Source organism: Brevundimonas staleyi (assembly GCF_041893865.1).
Classification (GTDB): Bacteria; Pseudomonadota; Alphaproteobacteria; order Caulobacterales; family Caulobacteraceae; genus Brevundimonas; species Brevundimonas staleyi.
In genome coordinates this window covers 3874400-3897921 of the sequence record NZ_CP169082.1, presented here as the reverse complement: position 1 = coordinate 3897921, position 23522 = coordinate 3874400, and the positions used below count along the sequence as shown (strand labels likewise).

General features: G+C 69.3%; 18 protein-coding genes. 7 read left to right on the top strand and 11 right to left on the bottom strand.

Annotated elements, in window-relative coordinates; genetic code table 11:
- Positions 1 to 14: 14 nt before the first annotated feature.
- The 3 genes from ACETK8_RS19520 to hisC are packed head-to-tail and all read left to right on the top strand — an operon-like array spanning position 15 to position 2881.
- Positions 15 to 1064: a DUF2125 domain-containing protein gene (locus tag ACETK8_RS19520; RefSeq protein WP_374037487.1), complete on the top strand. Its 1050-nt coding sequence runs from the start codon at positions 15 to 17 to the stop codon at positions 1062 to 1064.
- Entirely contained in the window at positions 1064 to 1771 is a 708-nt protein-coding gene (locus tag ACETK8_RS19515; RefSeq protein WP_374037486.1) for a hypothetical protein, read from the top strand. Before ACETK8_RS19520 ends, ACETK8_RS19515 begins: the two co-directional genes overlap by 1 nt.
- 15 nt (positions 1772 to 1786) lie before the next feature.
- Entirely contained in the window at positions 1787 to 2881 is a 1095-nt protein-coding gene (hisC, locus tag ACETK8_RS19510) for a histidinol-phosphate transaminase (protein WP_374037485.1), read from the top strand.
- 234 nt (positions 2882 to 3115) lie between these two features.
- On the opposite strand, the gene ACETK8_RS19505 is transcribed toward hisC, so the two are convergent.
- From ACETK8_RS19505 to ACETK8_RS19485, 5 genes are read right to left on the bottom strand one after another with little or no spacing between them, the layout of a single operon-like run.
- A complete protein-coding gene (locus ACETK8_RS19505) occupies positions 3116 to 3901 on the bottom strand; it encodes a MipA/OmpV family protein (protein ID WP_374037484.1) in 786 nt (261 codons plus the stop codon).
- A gap of 37 nt (positions 3902 to 3938) precedes the next feature.
- The gene (locus ACETK8_RS19500; protein ID WP_374037483.1) at positions 3939 to 4673 is read right to left on the bottom strand and encodes a lysophospholipid acyltransferase family protein; all 735 of its coding nucleotides are present in this window, start codon (positions 4671 to 4673) and stop codon (positions 3939 to 3941) included.
- A complete protein-coding gene (locus ACETK8_RS19495) occupies positions 4670 to 5302 on the bottom strand; it encodes a YdcF family protein (protein ID WP_374037482.1) in 633 nt (210 codons plus the stop codon). The genes ACETK8_RS19500 and ACETK8_RS19495 overlap by 4 nt, the downstream gene beginning before the upstream one ends.
- Before the next feature lie 9 nt (positions 5303 to 5311).
- A complete protein-coding gene (locus tag ACETK8_RS19490) occupies positions 5312 to 6250 on the bottom strand; it encodes a cell division protein FtsX (RefSeq protein WP_374037481.1) in 939 nt (312 codons plus the stop codon).
- On the bottom strand, positions 6247 to 6957 hold the full coding sequence (locus tag ACETK8_RS19485) for a cell division ATP-binding protein FtsE (RefSeq protein ID WP_374037480.1): 711 nt from the start codon (positions 6955 to 6957) through the stop codon (positions 6247 to 6249). The genes ACETK8_RS19490 and ACETK8_RS19485 overlap by 4 nt, the downstream gene beginning before the upstream one ends.
- A 78-nt stretch (positions 6958 to 7035) precedes the next feature.
- On the opposite strand from ACETK8_RS19485, the gene ACETK8_RS19480 reads away from it, so the two are divergent.
- Together ACETK8_RS19480 and ACETK8_RS19475 are read left to right on the top strand one after the other, a co-directional pair.
- Positions 7036 to 7923, top strand: a complete 888-nt coding sequence (locus ACETK8_RS19480; RefSeq protein WP_374037479.1) for an MJ0042-type zinc finger domain-containing protein — start codon at positions 7036 to 7038, stop codon at positions 7921 to 7923.
- Between the two features lie 40 nt (positions 7924 to 7963).
- A complete protein-coding gene (locus ACETK8_RS19475; protein WP_374037478.1) occupies positions 7964 to 8497 on the top strand; it encodes a phosphoribosyltransferase in 534 nt (177 codons plus the stop codon).
- A 384-nt stretch (positions 8498 to 8881) separates the two neighbouring features.
- Here the strand turns inward: ACETK8_RS19475 and recQ are convergent, their stop codons facing one another.
- The 5 genes from recQ to ACETK8_RS19450 form a co-directional block, all read right to left on the bottom strand.
- The gene (gene recQ / locus ACETK8_RS19470) at positions 8882 to 10747 is read right to left on the bottom strand and encodes a DNA helicase RecQ (protein ID WP_374037477.1); all 1866 of its coding nucleotides are present in this window, start codon (positions 10745 to 10747) and stop codon (positions 8882 to 8884) included.
- A gap of 236 nt (positions 10748 to 10983) precedes the next feature.
- Positions 10984 to 11853, bottom strand: a complete 870-nt coding sequence (gene dapD, locus ACETK8_RS19465) for a 2,3,4,5-tetrahydropyridine-2,6-dicarboxylate N-succinyltransferase (protein ID WP_374037476.1) — start codon at positions 11851 to 11853, stop codon at positions 10984 to 10986.
- Positions 11850 to 12527: a pyrimidine 5'-nucleotidase gene (locus tag ACETK8_RS19460; RefSeq protein WP_374037475.1), complete on the bottom strand. Its 678-nt coding sequence runs from the start codon at positions 12525 to 12527 to the stop codon at positions 11850 to 11852. The genes dapD and ACETK8_RS19460 overlap by 4 nt, the downstream gene beginning before the upstream one ends.
- Entirely contained in the window at positions 12524 to 13450 is a 927-nt protein-coding gene (argB, locus tag ACETK8_RS19455) for an acetylglutamate kinase (RefSeq protein ID WP_374037474.1), read from the bottom strand. The genes ACETK8_RS19460 and argB overlap by 4 nt, the downstream gene beginning before the upstream one ends.
- A 49-nt stretch (positions 13451 to 13499) precedes the next feature.
- Entirely contained in the window at positions 13500 to 14306 is an 807-nt protein-coding gene (locus tag ACETK8_RS19450) for a sulfotransferase family protein (RefSeq protein ID WP_374037473.1), read from the bottom strand.
- 108 nt (positions 14307 to 14414) lie between these two features.
- On the opposite strand from ACETK8_RS19450, the gene ACETK8_RS19445 reads away from it, so the two are divergent.
- Positions 14415 to 16628 (top strand): AGE family epimerase/isomerase, encoded by a 2214-nt coding sequence (locus ACETK8_RS19445; RefSeq protein WP_374037472.1) that lies wholly within the window; start codon positions 14415 to 14417, stop codon positions 16626 to 16628.
- A gap of 39 nt (positions 16629 to 16667) precedes the next feature.
- Here ACETK8_RS19445 and ACETK8_RS19440 read toward each other — a convergent pair whose 3' ends face one another.
- Positions 16668 to 19577, bottom strand: coding sequence for a DUF4214 domain-containing protein (locus ACETK8_RS19440; protein ID WP_374037471.1), 2910 nt, complete (start codon positions 19575 to 19577; stop codon positions 16668 to 16670).
- A gap of 345 nt (positions 19578 to 19922) precedes the next feature.
- Here ACETK8_RS19440 and ACETK8_RS19435 point away from each other — a divergent pair, with 345 nt between their 5' ends.
- Positions 19923 to 23519, top strand: coding sequence for a DUF4214 domain-containing protein (locus ACETK8_RS19435; RefSeq protein ID WP_374037470.1), 3597 nt, complete (start codon positions 19923 to 19925; stop codon positions 23517 to 23519).
- Positions 23520 to 23522 lie beyond the last annotated feature (3 nt).

Sequence of the window (23522 nt, the reverse complement as noted above, 5' to 3'; positions counted from 1 at the left end):
ACGAAAAGGCCCCCATGACCGACGCTCCGCCGCCTCGCCACAAGCGCTCCGGCCTGTTCGCCCCCATCGGCCTGTTCGTCATCGTCCTGATCGGCTGGACGATCTGGTGGTTCGTGCTGGCCGGGCAGGTCAGGACCCAGCTGGACCAGCGGGTAGAGGCGATGCGCGCCGGCGGCTGGGACGTGACCTATTCGCGGATGAGCACGACCGGCTGGCCGTTCCGCGTGCGGCTGGGCGCCGAGCATGTCTCCGTGACCGCGCCCTCGGGTCTGGCGGTCGCGGCGCCCCAGCTGGCGGCAGAGGCCAATGCCTGGGATCCGAACAAATGGGTGCTGATCGTCGGCGACGGCCTGGTCGTGGACCGGCCGGGCAAGGGCAAGTTGGCCGTGCGCGGTCAAGCGATCCGCGCCAGCGTCCACGGCCTGACCCAGCGCTGGCCCAATATCGCGGTCGAACTGGCCCGGCCGGAGTTCACCGCCCATGAGGGCGCCGAGGCCTTCCCCATCTCCCGCGCCGAAAAGGTCGAACTCTATGTCCGCCCGCATCTGGCCCCGGCCGGGTCGCCCGGCGTGGAGACCAGCGTCGACGTCCTGTTCCGCCTGATCGACGCGGAAGGGCGGCCCGGCGGCCCGGTCGAGGGGATGGCGCACAACGGCAAGCTGACCGCCCAGATCGAGACCGTGATCGAGAACGCCGACCGGCTTCAGGGCGCGGACGCCGCCGGGGTCTTCGCCGCCTGGACCCGCGCAGGCGGCCGCTTCACCGCCGTGCGCGGCGAACTGTCGGCGGGCGACAGCCGCGCGACCCTGTCCAGCGACGCCCTGTCGGCGGCGGCGGACGGTCGCCTTCAGGGAACGATCGCGCTGCAGGCCGTGAGGCCCATGGCCGCCATCGCCGGTCTGGCCCAGTCCGGGTCGGGCTCGGTCAACCGGGTCGGCGCGGCCGGTGCCGCCGCGGCGACCGCCGTGCGGGGCGACGAGGACATGGCCCTGGAGCTGACCTTCCGCGACGGCCGTACCTTCCTCGGTCCCTTCGCCATCGTCCCGGCTCCCAAACTGTTTTGATGGCCCGCAAGCACGGCGCCCTGCTGGAAGAGCCCAAGGTCGACAACGACCGGCTGGTGCTGGATCAGGCCCTGATCGAGGCCCTGACCGCGCGGCTGGAGGCCGGGACCGAGCCGACGCCGGATGCGTCGGTCATCGCCCTGCGCGCCCTGCTGGCCGAGAGCTATGACGTGCATCAGTCCGCCATGCTGCGCTCCCTGTGGGGGCGGATCGAGGCGCGGACCGGCGGCCCGCTGGTGACCGCCGGGCCGGTGGCCCAGGTGCTCGCCGCCGACCGGTTCGGCCTGTCGGCCCAGGCGGTGGCGGACTCGGACGCCGCCCTGGCCCAGGTCGCCAGGGGGGCGCGCGCCCTGATCGACCTCGGCGGGCCCCGCCCGTGGTGGGGCAAGCTTCTGGCTCGGCCGGAGCTGCGGGTCATCGCCGCCCTGCCGGACGATCGCCACGGCGTCCCGGCGGCCCTGATGGTGGCGGCCACGCCGACCGGCCCGACGGGCGAGGATCGCACCTTCTGGGTCACGGATTCCGGCCTGTCGGACGGCAAGATTGTGGAGGCGCTCGGCGTCTGCGGCTTTGTCGGCAAACCGCTCGCCTCGGTCAGCGGCTTGAAGCTCTTCATGCTGGCGGGCTATGTGCAGGCCGAAGACGGGCGGCTGAACGATGCGCCCGGTTCGCTGTCCGGCGTGATCGGCTCAGCTCCCCTGTTCTGACCTCAAGAGAGTTCCATGACCGACGCTGCACCCGCGCCCAAGCCCGGCATCCTCGACATCGCCCCCTATGTCGGCGGCAAGTCGTCGATCGTCGGCATCGCCGAGCCGATGAAGCTGTCGTCGAACGAGAATGCGCTCGGCGCCGGCCAGAAGGCCCGCGAGGCCTATGAGGCCGCTCTCAAGAACATCCACATCTATCCGGATGGTCGCGCGACCAAGCTGCGGACCGCCGTCGCCGAACACCACGGTCTGGAGCCCGAACGGCTGATCTTCGGCAATGGGTCGGACGAGGTCTTCGCCCTTCTGAACCAGACCTATCTGCAGCCGGGCGACAACATCGTCACGGGCCAGTACGGCTTCCTCGCCTACCGGATCTCGGCCAAGGCCTGCGAGGCCCAGGTCAAGCTGGCGCCCGAGCCCGGCTACAAGGCCGAGGTGGACGCGCTGCTGGCCGAAGTCGATGAGCGGACGAAGATCGTCTACGTGTCCAACCCGTCGAACCCGACCGGCAGCTACAACACCGGCGAAGAGATCCGCCGCCTGCACGAGGCCCTGCCCAAACACATCCTGCTGGTCATCGACGAGGCCTATGCCGAGTTCGTGGCTGAGGCCGACTGGGAGACCGCTTTCCCGCTGGCCAAGGAGGCGTCGAACGTCGTCGTCACCCGCACCTTCTCCAAGATCCACGGTCTGGGCGGCCTGCGCATCGGCTTCGGCTATGCCCCCGTCGCCGTGGCCGAGGCCGTCGACCGCATCCGCCTGCCGTTCAACGTCTCGGTCCCGGGGCTGGACGCCGCCACCGCCGCCATCGGCGACGAGGCGCACCAGAAGGCCTCGCGCGACCTGGTCCAGACCTGGCGTCCGCGCCTGACCCAGGCCATCCGTGGCTTCGGCTTCGAGGTCCTGCCGTCGGCGGGCAACTTCGTCCTGGTCCTGTTCAAGGACGAAAAGCGCAATGCGGCCGCCGCGAGCGAATACCTGAACTCCAAGGGGATCATCGTCCGTCCGGTCGGCGGCTACGGCATCCACGACGGCCTGCGGATCACGGTCGGCACGGAAGATCAGAACCGCGCCGTCATCGACGCCCTGAGCGAGTTCGCCGCAAGCTGACTTTTCATCTCGGGCCGAGGTCAGGCGCGGCGGAAAGAATTTATTCTTGCTGAGCCTTGCGGTCGCTCCTCTCCAGACCCAGATCAAAACGGGTCTTTGAAAAGTGAGCTGATGCCTACTGTCCGATGACGACCGGCTCTCCGTGGCCGGGACGCTTGGCTTGCACTGTCTTGCACTCGAAATTCGCAGAACAGTGCAAGTCACCGATCTCAGCCGCCGCAGAGCGCGTGCGGCTTAGTCGGGGCTGGAGAACCGGACCACGCCGATCAGTCCCGCGCGCCAGACGCCCTCGTCCTCGATGAGCGGGCTGTTCCGGACGTCGCCCAGACGCTGTTCGTAGTTGACGAAGCCACCCAGGCCGAAGCGGTCGCCGACCGGCACGGCCAGGAAGGCCACGGCGCCCACGCCCGACAGCCCACCCTGAGGCTCGAAGGCCGTATAGCCGCTGCCGGGAGCCTCGGCAGGGGTGACGCCGTAGTAGCGTTGCAGCCGCTCGTCACTGCCGCCGGTGACGTAGGAGCTGACGCTCAACAGACCCACCGGCGTCACCCGCCGATGGCCGATGGAGGCGAAGTAGCTGAGGCCCGCGTCGTCGCCGGTCACGTCATGCTGGACCCGCCCGCCGACCACGATGTTTCCCGGCAGCCGCTTGTAGGCATAGACGGCCGCATCGGCGCCGAGGTCCGGCCGGTCCAGGGTCGAGCCCTCGATATCGCCCGCCGCGAACCGGGGCCGCAACTGGACGCCGGCCCGGAAGTCGTCGGTCATCAGGGCGTTCCAGCCCAGGCCGTCCAGACCGTTGGCGTAGACGATGTCGCGATAGTTGGCCGAGCCCCAGGCCGTGTAGTTGATGTCCTCGCCCGTATTGCCCGTGGCGCTGAAGCCGTGGGTGATCCCGCCGCCGACATCGACCCGCCAGGTCCTGGGCGCCTCAACCTGCTCATAGGGCTGGGACTGGGCGAAGGCGGAGCCCGCCACGGCGGTGAAGGCGGCGGAGAGCAGCAGAAGGCGAAGCGACATGAATCCTCGGGCGTCGAAAAGCGCCCGGCGGGGAGGCTCAGGCGCGGTCCAAACGCGCGGGCTGGCCGTTTTGCTCCAGAAGCGCGTTCGACGCCGTCTCGATGCGCAGTTCCAGGTCCACCATGAAGGGCGCGCGCTTCAGTCCGGCCGGGATGGGCTCCAGGAACTCGAAGGTGGCGACGCCCTGGGGGATGCTTCCCTTGGCCGGCCACCAGACGCCGGAATCGGTGGCGACGGGGACGCATGGGACCTCCAGCTCGCGATACAGGGCCGCGATGCCGGGCTTGTAGTCGGGGACGGCGCCGACCTCGGCGCGGGTGCCTTCAGGGAAGATGATGATCTGGCGGCCCTCGGCGAGGCGGTCGCGGGCCGAGCGAACCATGTCCTTCAGCGCCTTGGCGTGGCCGTCGCGGTCCACGGCGATCATCCTGGTCTTCACGCCGAACCAGCCGAGGAAGGGCATGCGGGTCAGCTCCTTCTTCAGCACGAAACAGGGGTCGGGCAGGACGGCGATCAGGGCGACGAAATCCAGAAGCCCCTGATGCTTGGAGGCGACGAGAGCCGGGCCGGTCGGGACGTGCTCGGCGCCCAGGGTCTGAACCTTCACGCCCGCGATCCAGCGGTAACCCCACAGCGCGACCTTGGCCCACAGGCGGACGACGCCCATGGCCTGGCGGTGACCCATGACGAGCGCCGGCGACAGGCCCACGGCGATGACGGCCATCGACAGATAGAACCAGACGACGAACAGGAAGGTGCGGAGTGACTTCACGCGGGGGCGGCTTCTTCGGTGGTGGGCGTTGCGACGGCTTCGTCGCGGCCGGTGATCTTGTGCAGGGTCTCGCGGCCGAGGACGGCGAGGTATTTGACGTATTCCAGCGTCATCCGCCGGGCCGTCACCGCCGCCCGCCACCAGCGCGAGTTGTCCAGCGACGGGGTGGAAACGGCGTAGGGGGTCAGCTCCAGATCCGGGGCGGCGCTGCGGATTTCCAAAAGGGACCGGGGCATATGGTAGTCGGAGGTGACGACGATCAGATGCTCATAGCCCTTGGCGCGGGCCCAGGCGGCGATCTCCTGGGCGTTGCCGTTGGTGGTCTCGGCCTCGAAACCCAGATCGACGCAGCAGTTGAACAGGCGGTTGGAGCCGGGGGTCAGCTCGCGCAGTTCCTGACGGCGGACCTCGCGGTTCACGCCCGAGATCAGGACCCGCTCGCCCTTGTCCTGTTCCAGAAGGCGGATGGCGGCGTTCACCCGCTCGGCCGAGGGGCCGGTCAGGGCGACGATGCCGTCGGCGCGCTCCGGCTCGGGCGCAGGCGTGAAGTTGCGCACCCGGTCGGCGAAGGCGAACAGCCCCACCAGCCAGATCAGGACGACAATCCCGACAAGCGCCAGAAACTTCATGCTTAATCTCTAGCCGCCGACCTGGGACGCGCCAAGCCTCGCCAACTCCCTGCGCGCGCTCAGGTGCGCCGCAGCAAGCGCTACCGTAGCCGCGACCAGCGGACATGGCGAGAGCATCAGAATGTCGGTCCAGGCGACGGGCAGGGCAGGGGTCAGACCCTGCGATCCGCCGAGCGCCCGGAGGAGGGTCAGGAGGGCGATCGCGGCAGCCGATCCGGCGGCGCCTGCGGCAAGGGCGAGCAAGGCATAGCGGCGCTGGAACAGCCAGCCGATGGCGGCGTCGGTGGCGCCGGACAGGCTGAGGGTCTCGATCACCGACCGGCGTGCCTGAATGCCCGCGCGCACGGCGTAGATGATGGCCGCGCCCGCCGCGAAGGCCGTGGTCAGGAAGGCGGCCAGGGCCAGGATGGTGATCAGCATTGCGGACCGCTCCACCTCCCCGCGCCACAGGCTGTGGTCGTCGACGGTGGCGTCCAGACCCGCTTCGGCCAGGGCCCGGCCCAGGGTTAGGGCGCTGGCGGGGGCGTCTGGGTCGAGGCGGACCGTGACGAGGAAGGGCAGGGGCAGTTCGTCCAGAACGGCCTCGCCCATCCAGGGCCGCAGCAGTTTCTCGGCCGTAGCCCGGTCCATGGCGGCGGCCTCCGACACGCCGTTGACCCCGGCCAGGGTCTCGGCGGCGCGGGCGGCGGCGGTGTCTCCGCTTTCACCGACGCGGGGGCGGACCTGAACCGTCGCCTCGCCCCGGAGCTCGCGCGCCCAGCCGCTGGCGGCCCGGTCGGCGGCCAGGGCCCCGACGGCGGCGAGGGAGGCAAGGAAGCAGAGGACGGCGATGACGGCGGCCAGCCAGCGCTCTCCGGCCGCGTCGCGGGGCAGGAGGCCGCTCTCGGGCCGGGCGGCCTTGCGGACCCTCGCGGGACCGGGACCAAACAGGGTGGACCAGCGGATCACGAGGCGGCCCCCGAGATGCGACCGTCCTTCAGCACAAGCCGTCGGGCGCCGGAGCGCTTGGCCAGGTCCTCGTCATGGCTGGCGATCAGGACGGTGGCGCCCAGCTTGTTCAGCGCCTGAAACAGCTTGAGCAGCCTGTCCGCCATGGCCGGATCGACGCTGCCGGTCGGTTCGTCGGCCAGGATCAGCTCGGGCTTGGACATGACGGCGCGGGCGATGGCGAGGCGCTGTTTCTCGCCGCCCGACAGGGTGGTGGGCAGGGCGTCGGCGCGGTGGGCCAGCCCGACCCAGGCCAGCATTTCCTCGACGTCGGCGGCGTAGTCGGCGCGCTTGCCGCCCCGCACCCGCAGCGACAGGGCGGCGTTGTCGAAGACGCTGAGGTGGTCCAGCAGGCGGAAGTCCTGGAAGACCACGCCCATCCGCCGACGCCACTCCGGACGCTCGCGGGCGGTGACCTGGGTCACGTCCTGACCGAACAGGCTGATGCGGCCTTCGTCGGGGCGACTGGACAGGGTCAGGAGCCGCAGGAGCGAAGACTTTCCCGCTCCGGACGCCCCGGTAAGGAAGTGGAAAGAGCCGCGCGGCAGGATGAGGTTAACGTCCCGCAGCACGCCGGGCGATTCGGCATAGCCGAACCCGACCGCCGACAGGCGGACGGTTTCGGGCGAAGGCGCGGATTCGGCGGCGCGACGGGGCGACTGAGGCATCGAGTTTTTTCGTATGGACCGGAGCGCGTCGCGTTCCGACAGGAGGGGGCCGGCGAGCGGCCTCGCAGTCAGCCGCCCATGATACTGACCTGCCCGTCCTGCGCCACCAGCTATTTCGCCCCCGACGGCGCGATTCCGCCCGCCGGGCGCAAGGTCCGCTGCCAGTCCTGCTCGCACGTCTGGCACGGGATGCCGACGGACGAGCCTCTGGAGCTGACCGCCGAGAGCGCCCCGACGCCCGCGCCGGAGCCGAAATCCTTCGAGGAGGCCCCGCAGGTCTCGCCCGAAACCCCCGCGCCGGAACTGCCCAAGGCCTTCCGCGCTCGGGCCGAGCAGCAGCGTCGCCTGCGCCGCGCCGCGACCCACGGGGCCGTCTGGGCGGGTCTGGCCAGCATGTTCGTGGGGCTTCTGGCCGCCGGGTGGCTGTTCCGGGTCGAGGTGGTGGAGCTCTATCCCCGCGCCGCCGCCGCCTACGCCATGGTCGGTTCGCCGGTGAACGCGGTCGGGCTGGAGTTCGAGGCGGTCAGCGCCAAGGCTGTGACCGACCGTCCCGACATGGTGATGGTGTCCGGCGCTCTTCGGAACGTGCGCGACCGCGAGATCGTCGCCCCGCCGGTGCGTGTCGCCCTCCTGGACGCCCACGGGGCCGAGGTCGGTCACGCCCTGGTCGAGCTGGAAGGCGCGCCCGTCCTGCCGGGCGGGGTCAAGGGTTTCGCCGTCATGATCCGCGATCCGGGCGCCCACGGCGTGGATGTCGGCGTCGATTTCGCCAAGGGCGACAAGGCTCCGGCGGCTGACGGCGAAGACCACGCCGCGCCGGCCGCCCACGCGCGTCCCCTGCCGGAAGCCGACGACCACGGCCTGCGTCCGGCCCTGATCGACCAGGCGCCGACCAGTCATGCGGCGCCTGTCGATGCGGCTCCTGTCCATGCCGAACCGGCTCGCGCGCCGGCGGCGGGGCACTAGCCTATCGACAGCCACCGGTCCGGGGCGGTATCCGCCTCGCATGGCTGAAGCTCCCCCGACGCCCACCGTCCTTCTCCCCGAAGCCGAGGTCGCGCGCATCGTCGCCGATCTCGCGACCCGGATCGCGCCCGTCATCGACGACGAGACGGTCGCGGCCGTCCTGTTGACCGGGGGCCTGTGGTTCGCCGCCGACCTGACCCGCGCCCTGTCGCGGACCGGGCGGCATGTCCGCTTCGACGCCCTGTGGCTGGCTTCTTACGGCGACGAACAGTCGAGCCGGGGCCGGATCGACGTCCATGCGCCGTTCCAACGCTCGCTGGAGGGCCGCAAGGTGCTGATCCTGGACGACGTCTTCGACACCGGCCTGTCGCTGGCCGAGGCCGTGCGCCATGCGAAGGAAGCCGGGGCCGCGGAGGTCGTCACCTGCGTCTTCGCCCGTAAGCCCTGGCCGAAGCCGCGTGCGCCGGAGCCGGACTTCGTCGGCTGGGAGGCGCCGAACCGGTTCCTGGTCGGATACGGGCTGGACCATGCGGGGGCGTTGCGCGGCCTGCCGGATATCTGCGCGCTGGATTGAAGGCCGCGAGCGGAGCGGCCGGACTCCAAAACACCGTCCGAAGCGTCCGAAGAGTCCGATGCGTTCGGATGGCGCAGCCTGCGATGTCAAAGACCGGGGGACAGTGTCTCACGGTTTTCAGGAGCGTCAGGGATAAAGCTGTAAATTAGGGCCGGTAGTTGAAATCGTTGGCGGATTTCGGTCGTGCTTTGCCAACTACGCGGCTTTCCTTCTCCCCTTGCGGGAGAAGGTGGCCGCGAAGCGGACGGATGAGGGGTACGGAGACGCGGCAGAGATGCGTCCGGTGCCTACCCGGCAAGAGTGAGCTTCACCCCTCACCCGACGGCGCAAGGACGATCGCTACGCGCTCGTGCGCCGTCTCCCTCTCCCGCAAGGGGAGAGGGTTCACAGCGCCCCCAAGGCCTCCAGTACGCCCTTGCCGTAGCGGTCGATTTTGGACTGGCCGACGCCGGAAATGGCGGCCAGCGCATCGAGCGTGCCCGGCTCCCGTTGGGCGATCTCCAGGAGGGTCTTGTCCTGGAAGATGACGTAGGGCGGGACGTGCTGTTCCGAGGCGCGGTCGCGGCGCCAGGCGCGCAGGGTCTCGAAGCGGGCGCGGACGTCGGCGTCCAGGGCCTCGACGGCGGCGTTGCGGTCGTTTTTCGCGCGGCGTGGCGCAGCGCGGCCGGTCGCCATGCCCGGCGGGGTGCGGCGGACTTCGACCGCGATCTCGCCGCGATAGACGGCGCGGACGCGTTCGGGATCGCCGAGACCGACCAGCGGCTTGCCGTCATTGGGGTCTTCCAGCAGCAGGCCCTCGAACATCAGATGGTCGAGGATGTCGCGCCAGCCGGTGGGGGCGATCTCCTTGCCGATGCCCCAGGTGGAGAGGTCTGACTCCCACGGCTGGACGTCCTTGGTCTTGCCGAGCAGGTGATCGACGATCCGGCCCTTGCCGAAACGGCCGCCCAGACGCTGGACGGCGGCGAGCGCCTTCTGGGCCGGGACGGTGGCGTCATAGAGGGCGGGCGGGTCCGAACAGATGTCGCAGACGCCGCAGGGGCCGGCGTCGGTCTCTCCGAAATAGCGACGCACGGCCTGGGGGCGACAGATCGCGCCGTCCAGCATGGCGAACAGCTGGCGGGCCTTGCGGGTCTGGACTGACTTGACCTCCTCGGCCATCGGGCGGCCGTCCAGCCGCTTCAGGGTCCAGGCGATGTCGGAGGGGCCGTACAGGGTGATGCCCTCGGCCGGTTCGCCGTCGCGCCCGGCGCGGCCGATCTCCTGCCAGTAGGCCTCCAGCGAGCCCGGCGGATCGGCGTGGATGACGAAGCGGACGTCGGCCTTGTCCACCCCCATGCCGAAGGCGATGGTCGCGACCATGACGGCGCCGTCCTCGGCCAGGAAGCGTTCCAGGCGGCGGTCGCGCTCCGGCCCCGACATGCCGGCGTGATAGGCGATGCCGTTGGTCCCGGCGGACTTCAGGGCCTCGGCGACCCGCTCGCAGCCGTCGCGCGATCCGCAATAGACGACGCCCGATTGGCCCCGCCGGGCGCGGACCAACTCGATGACGTGGGCGTCGGTCTTGGCCCGCGAGGCGCTTTCCTTCCGGATGGCCGAGAGCTGCAGGTTCGGACGGGCGAAGCTGTCGACGAAGACGGCGGCGTGTTCGAGGTGCAGGGACGCCAGGATGTCGTCGCGCGTGCGGGCGTCGGCCGTGGCGGTGACGGCGATACGCGGCACGCCGGGGAAGAGCTCGCCGAGCCGGCCGAGCGTCCGGTAGTCGGGACGGAAATCGTGACCCCACTGGGAGACGCAGTGGGCCTCGTCGATGGCGATCAGGGAGAGCGGCAGATCGCGTAGCCGGTCGGTCAGGGCGCCGGAGGCCAGACCTTCGGGGGAGACGTACAGCAGGTCCAGTTCGCCGGAGCGGGCGGCGCGAAGGACGTTGGTGCGCTCGTCCAGCGACAGGCCGGAATCGAGCCGGGCGGCGGCGACGCCCTGTTGCCTCAGCGCCTCCACCTGATCGGTCATCAGGGCGATCAGGGGCGAGATGACGAGGCCGAGACCCGGACGCAGGATGGCCGGGATCTGATAGCAGACCGACTTGCCGCCGCCGGTCGGCAGGACGGCGAGGACGTCGCGCTCGGCGAGGATTTCGGCAACGACCTTGGCCTGAAGCCCCCGAAAATCGGCATGACCCCAGACCCGCTCCAGCGTCGCGCGCGCGGCGTCGAGGCCGGGCGGAGGTGTCTGCGAGTCGGAGAGCATCGGCGGCTTGTGCCCGAGGACGGGCGGGGTGTCATCCGTTGATGGGGCCCTTCTCCCCTTGCGGGAGAAGGTGGTTGAGCGCAGCGAGGCCGGATGAGGGGTACGAGGACACAAATACGATGAGGCGGACATAGGCCTCATCGGCGAGGGCGAGTTTCACCCCTCACCCGATCGCACGAGAACGACGGCCATGCCGCCGTGTGCGATCTCCCTCTCCCGCAAGGGGAGAGGGCTCTTTAGTCCCGCAGCAGCTCGTTGACCCCGGTCTTGGCGCGGGTCTGGGCGTCCACCCGCTTGACGATGACGCAGCAGTAGAGCGACGGGCCGCCGTTGGGGTCGGGCAGGGCGCCGGGGACGACGACGGAGTAGGCGGGCACTTCGCCGCGGGTGATCTCGCCGGTGGCGCGGTCGACGATCTTGGTCGAGGCGGACAGGTAGACGCCCATGGACAGGACGGCGCCCTCGCGGACGATGACGCCCTCGGCGACCTCGGCGCGGGCGCCGATGAAGCAGCCGTCCTCGATGATGGTGGGGTTGGCCTGCAGCGGCTCCAGCACGCCGCCGATGCCGACGCCGCCCGACAGGTGGACGTTCTTGCCGATCTGGGCGCAGGAGCCGACCGTGGCCCAGCCGTCGACCATCGAACCCTCGCCGACATAGGCGCCGATGTTCACGAAGGACGGCATCAGGATGACGTTCTTGTCCACGAAGGCGCCCTTCCTGACGATCGAGCCGGGGACGGCGCGGAAGCCGGCTTCCTTGAACTCGTTGGCGGTCCAGTCGGCGAACTTGTTGGGCACCTTGTCGTACCAGGGGCCGACGGCCGGGGCGCCGCCGCTGGAGGTCGGGGCGGACAGACCGCGCTCGGGGCGCATGATCTCGTTGTCGTTGAGGCGGAAGGACAGCAACACCGCCTTCTTCAGCCACTGATGCGTGGTCCAGACGCCGTCGTCGCCGCGCGAGGCGACGCGGGCCCGGCCCGAGTCGAGCAGGTCGATGGCGGTTTCGACGGCCTTGCGGGTCTCGCCGTGGGTGGCGGGCGACAGGTCGGCGCGGGCCTCCCAGGCGGTTTCGATGACGGCTTCGAGCTGGGCGAGGTCGGTCATGCGGCGTCTTTCAGAGCGTAGGGGGTGAGGAAGTCGAGAAGGTCGGTGGCGATGGCGTCGACCCAGTCGCCGACGGGGCCGCCGTGCAGGGCGAACTGCTCCGGCGTGCCGATCAGGACGGTGGTCATGCCCATGGCCTTGGCCGGCTGGAGGTTGCGCGGGGTGTCCTCGAAGAAGACGGCGCGCTTGGGGTCGATGTCGAACCGCTCGATGAAGCGGCGGAAGGTTGCGGGCGCGGGCTTGGGCGTCAGGTCCATGTCCTCGATGGCGAAGACGCCGTCCATGACGGGGGTGAGGCCGATCTTCTCCAGCACCCGGGTCGCATGGAAGCGGGCGCCGTTGGTCAGGACGTATTTCTTGCCGGGCAGGGCGGCGACGATCTCGACCAGGCGGGGGTTGGGCTCCAGCGAATCCAGCGGCACGTCGTGGACCTCGCGCAGGAATTTGTCTGCGTCGACGGCGTAGTTGGCCATGAGGCCGGCCAGGGTCGTGCCGTGTTCGTTGAGGAACTGGCGCTGAAGCACCTTCGCCTCCTCTTCGGGCAGGCCCACGGCGGCGACCATGAAGGCGTTGATCCGCTTCTGGATCAGACCCAGCACCCCCTGCTCCGGCGGATAGAGGGTGTCGTCCAGGTCGAAGACCCAGGCGTCGATGTGGGACAGATCGAGGCTCACGCCTTCACCAGCGTGCCCGCGCCGTATTCGGTGAACAGCTCCACCAGCATGGCGTGGGGGCGGCGGCCGTCCAGGATGACCACGGCCTCGACGCCCGCGCGGACGGCGGCCATGGCGGTCTCCAGCTTGGGGATCATGCCGCCGGAGGCGGTGCCGTCGTCGATCAGGCTCTGCGCCTCTGCCACCGTCATCTGGCGGATGATGTTGCCGTTCTTGTCGAGCACGCCCTTCACGTCAGTGAGCAACAGCATGCGTTTGGCGTTCAGCGAACCGGCGACGGCGCCGGCGACGGTGTCGGCGTTGACGTTGTAGGTCTGGCCGTCCTCGGCGACGCCGATGGGGGCGATGACGGGGACCCAGTCCTCGGTCTCGGAGCGGATCAGGCCCTTGATGAGCTTGGGATCGACCTTGGTCGGTTCGCCGACGAAGCCCAGATCGACCTCGTGCTCGATCAGGCTGTCGGGGTCCCGCTTGGTGCGTTTGGTCTTTTCGACGGTCAGGAGGCCCGCGTCCTTGCCGGACAGGCCGATGCCGCGCACGTCCGCCTCCTTGCCGGCGACGGTGATCCAGTGGGCGATCTCTTTATTGACCGCGCCGGACAGGACCATCTCGGCGACCGACATCGTGTCCTTGTCGGTGACGCGCAGGCCGTCGACGAAGCTGGATTTCACACCGGCCTTGTCCAGCATGGCGCTGATCTGGGGGCCGCCGCCGTGGACGACGACGGGCAGGACGCCCATCAGGCGCAGGAGGACGACGTCGGCGGCGAACTGTTTCGCGACCGCCGTCTCGCCCATGGCGTGACCGCCGTATTTGATGACCACGGTCTCGCGGTCATAGATCTGGATATAGGGCAGGGCCTCGGCCAGGGTCTTCGCCGTGGCCCAGCCGCGTTCCTCGGATTGGCGTTCGATCTCGTCCATGGGCGGGCTGATAAGGCCGCGTCCCCGTCATGTCACGCGGGATAAGCCGTCAGGGCGCGTCGGCGAACAGATCCGAAGCCTGGTCGAAGGCGCGGCGCAGGGCGTCGAGGTCGGCGTGCAGGTCCGGATGCTCGCCATGACGGGCCAGGTCGCCGAACACGGACCAGGCTCTGGCGATCAGGCTCGGGACCGGGGCCTCGCCCTTCTGGCGGTGCAGGTCGGGGGTCAGGAAGGCGTCGATCTCGGCGGCGTCGCCGGCCGGGGCCAGGGCGATGCCCAGACGGGCGTTGATCAGGGCGACCTCGGCGCGCCAGTCGCCCATGAAGGACGACCAGCGCATGAAGTGGCGCGGCAGGCCCCGGCTGGCGACCTCGGCGTCCAGGACGTGACGCAGCCACAGACGCAGACCCTGTTCGCGGGCGATCGGATTGCGCGCCTGAAGCGAGGCGGCGACCTCGGACGGATGACGCAGGGGGGTGACGATCAGGGGGCGATAGTCCGCCTGCTCCAGGGCCGAGCGCCACAGCGGGAAGAGGCGGCACATGCGCGGGTCCTTCAGGACGATGGTGTCCGCCTCGCCGAACTCTCCCGACAGGGTCTCGACGATGCGGTCGCGGGCGGCGGCCGGGTCGGGCGCGCGCGGCAGGCGACGCCAGTCGCTCCAGTTCGATCCCGCCTCCTCCAGAAGGGTGTCGTCCAGCAGCATGACGACGTGGCTTTCCCAGAAGCCGCGCGGATTGTCGTCGGCGGGGGCCATCAGGGTGCGCGGGGCGGCGGCGCCCAGCAGCGTCAACGCTCCGGCCACGGACGATGTGCCCGATCGATGCATTCCGAGTACGACCAGGGCCGTCTTCATGGTTCGCCTGTCCCTGATCCTCAAGGGCGCTGTTTGCCCCAGTCCGACGGCCCATACAACCGAGCGGAGCCGTTGGCGAAACCGCGCAATCCCGCTAAACCTCGGGTTATGGCACTCTATCCTGTGATCATGTGCGGCGGCGCCGGTACGCGCCTGTGGCCGGCCTCGCGGCCGTCGCGGCCCAAGCAGTTCATTCCGCTGGCCGGGAACCGGTCCCTGTTCCAGGAGACGGTGGCCCGGGTGGCCCCCCTGGCGGGCAAGGACGGCCGGCTGATCGTGGTCGGCGGCCTGCGCCACCGGGACTGGATCGTGGAACAGCTGGGCGAGCTGGAGATCGCCGCCCAGGTCCTGCTGGAGCCGGAAGCGCGGGATTCCGCCGCCGCCATGGCCGCCGCCGCCGCCTGGGCCCAGCGCCACGACCCGAAGGCCGTCACCGCCTTCGTCGCCTCCGACCACCACATTCCGGACCACGAGGCGTTTCGCAAGGCCGTGATCGCGGCGGCGGGCCCCGCGGCCGAAGGCCGGGTCGTGACCCTGGGGGTCACCCCGACCGAACCGTCCCAGGCCTACGGCTACATCAAGCCGTCCGGGCGGGGTCTGACGGCGGTGGACGCCTTCGTCGAAAAGCCCGACCGGGTGCAGGCCCAGGCCTATATCGACGCCGGCTATCTGTGGAACAGCGGCAACTTCATCGTCTCGGCCCAGGCCCTGATCGACGAACTGGCCAGACATGCGCCGGGCGTGCTGGACGCGGTCCGCTCGGCCCTGCCCGACGAGGGATCGGGCGCGGTGCAGACCCTGGGCGCGGGTTTCGCCGGGTCGCCCAGGATATCCATCGACTATGCGGTGATGGAGAAGACCTCGCGCGCCTCGGTGCTGGAGGTGGACTTCGCCTGGTCGGACCTGGGGGCGTGGGACTCCATCGCCGCCTCGGGCGAGGGCGACACCGGCCAGCATATCTTTGAAGACTCAGACGGCTGTCTGGTGCGGGCGCCGGACGGGGTGCTGGTCGCGGCCCTGGGGGTTCGCAACCTGGCCATCGTGGTCGAGGACGACGCGGTCCTGGTCTGCGACCTGTCGCAGTCGCAGGGGGTCAAGAAGATCGTGGAGCGGATCAAGGCGACCTCGCCGCGCCATCTGGATTTCGCCGCCGCGCCGCGCGAGGGGCTGGCCGAGGGGGCGGTGCGCTTCGCCGACTGGATGCGGTTGAAGGCCCTGCCGATCTGGTCGTCGCTGGGCCAGTCGACCAGCGGCGCCTTTTCCGAGGTGCTGTCGTTGGACGGGCGGGCGCTGAGCCTGCCGCGCCGGGCGCGGGTGCAGGCGCGCCAGATCTATGTCTACGCCAACGCCGGGATGAACGGATGGCAGGGGCCGTGGCGGTGCATCGTCCAGCGCGGGCTGGACCGGCTCTATGCCGACTATCTGAGGCCGGACGGCCTGTGCCGCACCACGCTGACGCCCGAGGGCGTCCCGCTGGACGAGACGGCCTATCTCTACGACCAGGCCTTCGTCCTGTTCGCCCTGTCGGCGGCCAGAAGCGCGGGGATCCAGGATCCGACGCTGGAGGCGCGGGCGGTCAAGCTGCGCGACGCCCTTCTGGCCCAGGCGCCCGAGACCGGCGGCCTGATCGAGGCGGGCGACCATCCCTATCAGTCCAACGCTCACATGCATTTGCTGGAGGCCTGCCTCGGCTGGGAGGCGGCGGGCGGAGACGCGGGCTGGACCGCCCTGGCCGACCGGGTCGTGGACCTGGCCCTGACGAAATTCATCGATGCCGAGGGCGGGTTCCTGCGCGAGTTCTTCGGGCCCGACTGGTCTCCGGCTGCGGGTGGGGACGGCCGGCTGGTCGAGCCGGGCCATCAGTTCGAGTGGGCCTGGCTGCTGGCGCGGGTCGGGCGGCTGCGGGGCCGCGCCGAGGTGACGGCGGCGGCGCAGCGGCTCTACGCCTACGGCCGTCGCGGGATCGCTGAGCGTCCGATGATCGCCATGGACGCGCTGAACGACGACGGCACGGTGCGGAGCCGCCGCGCGCGTCTGTGGCCCCAGACGGAGTGGCTGAAGGCGTCGCTGCTGCTGGCCGAGACGGCGACGGACGGCGAGCGTCAGCGGCTGATGGACGATGCGGCGACCGCGCTTCGGGCCCTGTGGCTCTATCTGACGCCGGACGGCCTGTGGCGCGACAAGCACCTGCCCCAGGGCGGGTTCCTGGACGAGCCTGCGCCCGCCAGCTCCTTCTACCATATCGCCGCCGCCTTCGGTCAGCTGGTCGAGACGGGGCGGGCCGAGGGCATTCGCGGCATGTCGAACATCGGCCTGAGCTGACTGACGTCAGCCCAAGCCGGTTTCAGGTCGGACGACGCCTCAGTGGATGAAGTGGTCGTAGCGGTTGGCCAGCGGATCGTGATCCAGGCCAGGCCAGCCGACCGCCGCGCCGTCCAGGACGATCTCACGGTCGCCGATCGAGATCAGCGAGGCCGCCACGTCGCCGCGTGACAGGCCCGCGAAGGCGAGGCCGTCGAAGGCGTCGTCCACGGCATGGCCGTCAGGCACGGCCGGCAGGACGAAGGCGTCGCCGAGGCCGCCCTTGCGGCCCTCATCGATCAGGGGCGAGGCGACGGCCGGGGTCGCGAGGTTGCGGACCTGATTGTCGAAGGTGGCCTGATAGCCCAGCCGGTGTTCCAGCGATTCCGACAGGGTCAGAACCAGATCCGCGCGGCTGAGACCTTGGTCGAGCGCCCGGACATAGGCGGTGACGCCCGCCGGGTCCCCTTCGCGATCCAGAACGAAGCGATAGAGCTGTTCCACGAACTGCTGATTGGTCAGAGCTCCGAACTGCTGATGGAACTCCGCCGACCCCATCAGGATCAGGGCGATGTCCTTCAGACTGGCGCCCTGATCCATCGCCGTGCGGTAGCTCTGCAGGCCGGCGAGATCGGGAAGCCGGCCGAGGACGGAGTCATAGAGGCGGGCGATGGACACCGTGGTCTCGTCTTGGACGAACAGGCCGTCGGCCAGGATCTTCTGGTCGATGACCTGTCGGTGCTCCAGCGATTCCGAGAAGATGCCGAGCAGCTGGGCGCGGGTGACCGTTCCGGCGTCCAGGGCCGCGACATAGGCGGCAACGCCCCCCGCATCGCCTTCGCGGTTCAGCGAGAAGCGGTACATCTCGCGGACGTAACCCTCGTTGGACAGGGCGCCGTAGCGGGCCTGGAACTCGGCGGAGGCGGCGAAGACGTTGAGGATCTGCTGCACCGTGATCTGGCCGGCGGCCAGGGCGCGGCCGTAGTCGGCCAGACCGAACGGATCGGGCGCCCGGTCGAAGGCGGCATCGTACAGCCGATAGATCACGGCATAGGCGTCATTGGTGTCGAAGGTGATGCGGCCGTCGAGGAAGCGCAGGACCTCGATCGAGGTCAGGGTGTCGGCGCCGCCTTCCTGGCCGCCGGAGACGCGGGTCTGGCTGACGCTGGAATAGGAGCGCACCATGCCGCCGTAGACCGCCGTGTCGATGCCTGAGCCGCCGTCGATCAGGTCGGAGCCCGCGCCGCCCCGAATGACGTCGTTGCCTGCGCCGCCGAGTATGACGTCGGCCGCGTCGGACCCCACAAGGGTGTCGGCGTTCGCCGTGCCGCTGATCACCGCATTGGGCTGGTCGCTGATGCGGCCGTTCACGACGCGGTAGAGGCCGTCAGAGAACTGGACCAGTTCGATGGAGCGCAGGGTGTCCGTGCCCGTGGCGTGGGTCAGGCTGATGACGCCGTCGGTCGTGACCGCCGTCGCGGCCGAACGGGCGAAGGCGTAGACGGCCGTGTCGATGCCGCCGCCGCCGTCTAGGGCGTTGGACCCCGTGCCGCCGTCGAGACGGTCGTCTCCGGTTCCGCCGAACAGGGAATCGTTGCCGCCCCCGCCGATCAGCAGGTCGGACCCCTCGTCGCCGAAGAGTTGATCGTCGCCGTCTCCGGCGCCGGCGAGGAGGCTGTCGCCATAGATGACGTCATCGCCGCCGCCGCCGCGAATGACGTCGGTTCCGGCTCCGCCCTCTGCGTACTCTGAGCCGGCGTCCAGGATGATCGTGTCCGCGCCCGTGGTGGCGATGATGCGCTCGATGCCGGACAGGTTGCCGAGCGTGACGCCCAGGGCGGAGGTGGCGGAGAAGGAGCGAGCCTCCAGACTGACGTTCACCGAGGTGACGCCGGAGCCGAAGCTGAGCTGGTCGTCGCCCGACCCGCCGTGAGCCGATGTGCCCCCGACCTCCAGCACCAGAATGTCGTCGCCCGATCCCCCGTCCAGGCGCGCGCCGATCAGGTAGTCGTCGCCCTCCTCGCCGAAGGCGGTGACGCTGTTGATGTAGTCGTCGCCCATGCCGCCGTAGACGGTGTAGTCGCCGCTCGACGTCTCGACGACGTCGTTGCCGCCATAGGCGTAGATGGCGCCCGCCAGGACGCCCGCGCCCGCGCTGCGGAAGACGCGAATCTCGTTGGCGCCGTCCGAGCCGAGAATGTTCACCAGGTAGCCGTTGCCCGTGGTTCCGTCGATCGCCGTGAGGTTCAGGTTCTCGATCGAGGAGAAGCGGGCGTTGGCGAAGCCGGTCCCGGAAGCCAGGTCGATCAGGGACGGGGCGGCGGTCACCGCCATGGTGGCCGACAGGGTGTCGCGACCCTCGCCGCCGTCGAAGGTGACGGAAATATCGGCGCCGAGGATGAAGTGGTCGTCGCCGGTCTCGCCGAAGGCGGTGTTGCCGGACTGGAGGGTGAAGACGTCGGAGCCCCCGCCGCCGCGAAGGATGACGATGCCGCCGACATTGAACCGATCCACGCCCGCGCCGGCCTGGATGAAGCTCACCTCGCGCGGAATGGGCAGGCTCCAATCGACATTGGCGTTCGGTCCCAAAATGCGTTCGAAGCCGCGGAACTCCGACAGGGTCAGGGTCCCGGCGTCGACCAAGGAGCCCCGGAAGACGCTCAGAACCGGATCGAGGCCGATCTGTACGGTCGAGCCGAGGCGCGAGACCGCGCCGCGCAGGTCGAGGGTGTCGATCCCTTCGCCGCCGTCCAGCAATGTGATGGTGGAACTGGTCTGGCCGTTCCACTCGACGATGATCGTGTCGTCGCCCGCGCCGCCGGAGACCTCCAGGGCGCCCACGACGCCGCGAATGACGTCCGCCCCGCCCCGTCCGAAGATGCGGTCCTGGCCGCCGCGACCGTCGATGAGATCGTCCTGGTCCGAGCCGTTGATGTCGTCGGCCCCGGTGGTTCCGGTGAATGTCGGCATGGCCTTTTCCTCCCCCGTCCGCGGCGACGCGGCGCATTCGAATTGTTACTGCAAAGCATGGCTGTAACGCGGGAGCTGCACAAGACAACGCCGGTCGTCGAATGTTGGAATTCGCGAGTTCTGGAGGGGCGGTTCCGGGCGGAGCACGACCGCTTCATGGGACGCGCCCGTCGCGGAGCGCCTTCGTCCCGGACTGTGAAGCCTCTATTTTAACGCGATATTTCCCAAGAAAGGCCCGCCACAACGCGATTCACCACGAGTTGTTCCATCGAGGTCTGCGGCTCCGCTTGTGACCCGGCCGCCTTCCGCTAGTGTGCCGACTTCCGTTAGCTGAGTGCGACCAACATGACCGCTGCCCTGGCCTTCCAAGACCTGGACGCCTTTTCGGGACAATCTCGCCCGTTCGGAACGACGGGAACCGCAAGTTTCGGCGATGTCGGCGGCTATACGCCCTGCGGCTGCTGCGGCGGGTTTCACGCGGTCTTCGAAGAGGTCACGGGGCCGCTGAGCTTCCTCAACGCCGACGACCGGGGCGGGCTGGGCACGAACGGCAAGACGTCGTTGAGCACCACCGGGGCGGGCCTGCAGATTTCCCGCACCGGCCTGGCCTGGACGACCACTCTGGGTCAGGCGGGGACCGTCACCTATGCCTTCCGCTCCACGGCGCCGGGAACGATGCCGAGCGAGACCAGCGGCTTCACCCGCTTCACCGAAACCCAGATCGCCGCCACCCTGCTGGCGCTGGCCGCCTGGTCGGAGGTGGCCAACATCACCTTCACCCGCGTCAGCGACATCGACGGCTATTCCGACAACGCGACCATGTTGTTCGGCAACTATTCGTCGGGCGCTTCGGGCTCGGCGGCCTTCGCCTATAACCCCGCCAATCGGACGACCAGCTCCAACAGCGGCGACGTCTGGATCAACTCCAGCCTGTCCTACAACGCCACCCCGGTGTTGCTGGGATACGGCCAGCAGGTGCTGACGCATGAGATCGGCCACGCCATCGGCCTGTCCCACCCCTCCGCCTACAATGCGGGCGAGAACGTCACCCTGACTTATTCGGCCAACGCCAGCTATTACGAGGATAGCCGGCAGTACACGGTCATGAGCTACTTCAACGAGAGCAATACGGGCGGCAGCTTCGGCTCCGGCCGGTACGCCTCGGCCCCGCTGCTGGACGACATCGCGGCGGCCCAGCGGCTCTACGGCGCGAACACGACGACGCGCACGGGCAATACGACCTACGGCTTCAACTCCAACGCCGGCCAGGCCTGGTTCAGCGCCACGTCCAACACCACCGCCCTGATCTTCGCGGTCTGGGATGCGGGCGGCGTCGATATCTTCGACTTCTCAGGCTACGGCAACAACCAGGTCATCGACCTGCGCCAGGGCGCCTTCTCCAATGTCGGCGCGCTGATCGGCAACGTCTCCATCGCCTTGGGGGTGGTGATCGAGAACGCCATCGGCGGCTCGGGCAACGACACCATCTACGGCAACTCGGCGGACAACATCCTGACCGGAGGGGCCGGCAACGACCGGATCGACGGCGGCCTGGGGGCCGATACCGTCGTGTTCAGCGGCAACCGCTCGGCCTACACCATCACCTGGAACGGCTATCTGGGCACCGTCGTCGGGCCGGACGGCACCGACACCATCAGCAATGTCGAGTTTCTGCAGTTCGCCGATCAGAGGATCGCGGCGACCCCCACCGGCGGGCTGAACGTCAGCGGGGACATCCTGGCCAATACGGTCGAAGGTACGGCCTTCGCCGACGTCATCAACGGCCTGGGCGGCAACGACGTCCTCTCGGGTCTGGCCGGCAACGACATCCTGGACGGCGGGACGGGCGACGACATCCTGAACGGCGGCGACGGCAACGACATCCTGATCGGGGGGCTGGGCAACGACCGGCTGGACGGCGGCAATGGGTTCGACCAGGCCAGCTACGCCGGCGCGACCGGCGGGGTGAGCGTCAACCTGACGACCGGGGTCGCGAACGGGGCAGCTGGCGCCGACACTCTGATCAGCATCGAATGGGTGGTCGGCAGCGCCTTCGCCGACACCCTGATCGGCAGCGCGGGCAACGACCGGCTGGACGGCGGCGGCGGCAACGATACGATCCGTGGCGGCGCCGGGGACGACATCATCACCGCAGGCGCGGCCACCCCGACCGGCGCGCCCGACATCATCAAGGGCAACCTGACCTCAAACGGTTCGCAGGGGACGGCGATCTCGCTGGACGCCTCGTTCAGCCTCGTCTCGCGCTTCGACGTGGTGACGCCGACGACCATTCCGCATGCCACGGTCGTGGCCACCACGCACGGCGGCCAAGAGTACTACGCCTTCTCGGTCACCGCCGGGTCGACCATCACCCTGGACATCGACAACGGGTCGTTCGACACGACGCTGAGGCTGCTGGGCGCCAACGGCGCGGAACTGGCCAGCAACGACGATTCCAACACCGACGGCGGCAACAGCACGGATTCGATGCTGACCTTCACCGCCACGACGACCGGGATCTACTACGTCGTGGTCGGGGAGTGGGCGGCCAACTCCGGCTCCACCTTCACCAGCAAGGCCCCGGCCGCCGGGGGCGCCTACACGCTGCACGTCTCGGTCGCCAACCACCCGGTCGCGCCCGTGACGGTCGGCTCGTTCCTGTACGGCGACGACGGTAACGACACGATCACCGGCGGCTCGGGCAACGACCTGATCATGGGCGGGGCCGGCAACGACATTCTGGACGGCGGCGCCGGGGTGGATACCGCCCTCTATGTCGGCAACATCCGCGGCTATTCGACCGTCACCGCCACGCGCGTGGTCGGCGGATCGCAGAGCGGGACCGACACCCTGTCCAACATCGAGATCCTGCGCTTCCTCGACGGTCGCATGTCCTACGACGTCACGGACGTGACCACGGTGGTCTATCGCCTGTACGACGCCGCCTTCAACCGGGCGCCGGACGTGTTCGGCCTGGCCGACTATTCGCGCGCCATCGGGTCGGGTCAGGTGACGGTGCAGCAGATCCTGGACATCTTCGCCGGCTCGGCGGAGTTCCGGGCGCGGTACGACAACCTGAACAACGAACAGTTCGTGCGCGAGATGTACCGCTTCTCGCTGAAGCGCGAAGGCGACGCGGCCGGTGTCGCCTCCTACGTCAGCGCCCTGAACAGCGGCGCCCTGACGCGGACCCAGGTGCTGGGCATCTTCTCGGAGTCGAGCGAGCATCAGGCCTTCGTCAACAACATCATCGCGACGCGGGGTCTGTTCGTTCAGGACGAGGCCACCATCGCCATCGCGCGGCTCTACGACTCGGTGTTCAACCGCCTGCCCGATCTGGGCGGACTGCAGGGATACCGCGACGGCATCGACCAGGGTTACACCCTGAAGGACATCGGAGCGGCCATGGTCGGCTCGCCGGAGTTCCAGTCCCGCTTCGGCAGCCTGAACAACCAGCAGTTCGTCGAGCAGATCTATCGCTTCGTCCTGGATCGGGAGGGCGATGCGCCCGGTGTGGCCTCCTATGTTCAGGCGCTGAACAGCGGGGTCTCACGCGCCGACATCGTGCTGATCTTCTCGGAGTCGCAGGAGCACCGGTTCAGCTATCAGGCCACCTTCGACAACCAGGTCCGGAACCTGGGTGTCGGTCAGGCGTCCCCCGAGGCGGGCACGGCCGATGGGGGCAAGCAGCCATGGCACGACGCCTTCGTCCTGCCGGCCGTGGATCGCGATGGGCCGTCCGCGAACGACAATCCGTCCACGAGCGATCATCCTTCGGCGCTCGATCATGCCTTGCCGATCGACCATCCGCTGGCGAACGACATCGGCGTGGACATCGCCGTCGTTCCGTTGACGCAGGACGAGGTGTTCAACCTGGTGGACCTGGGCCAGTCGACGACCGATCCTCAAACCAACGCGCACATCGACTATTGGGCGGTCTAGAGC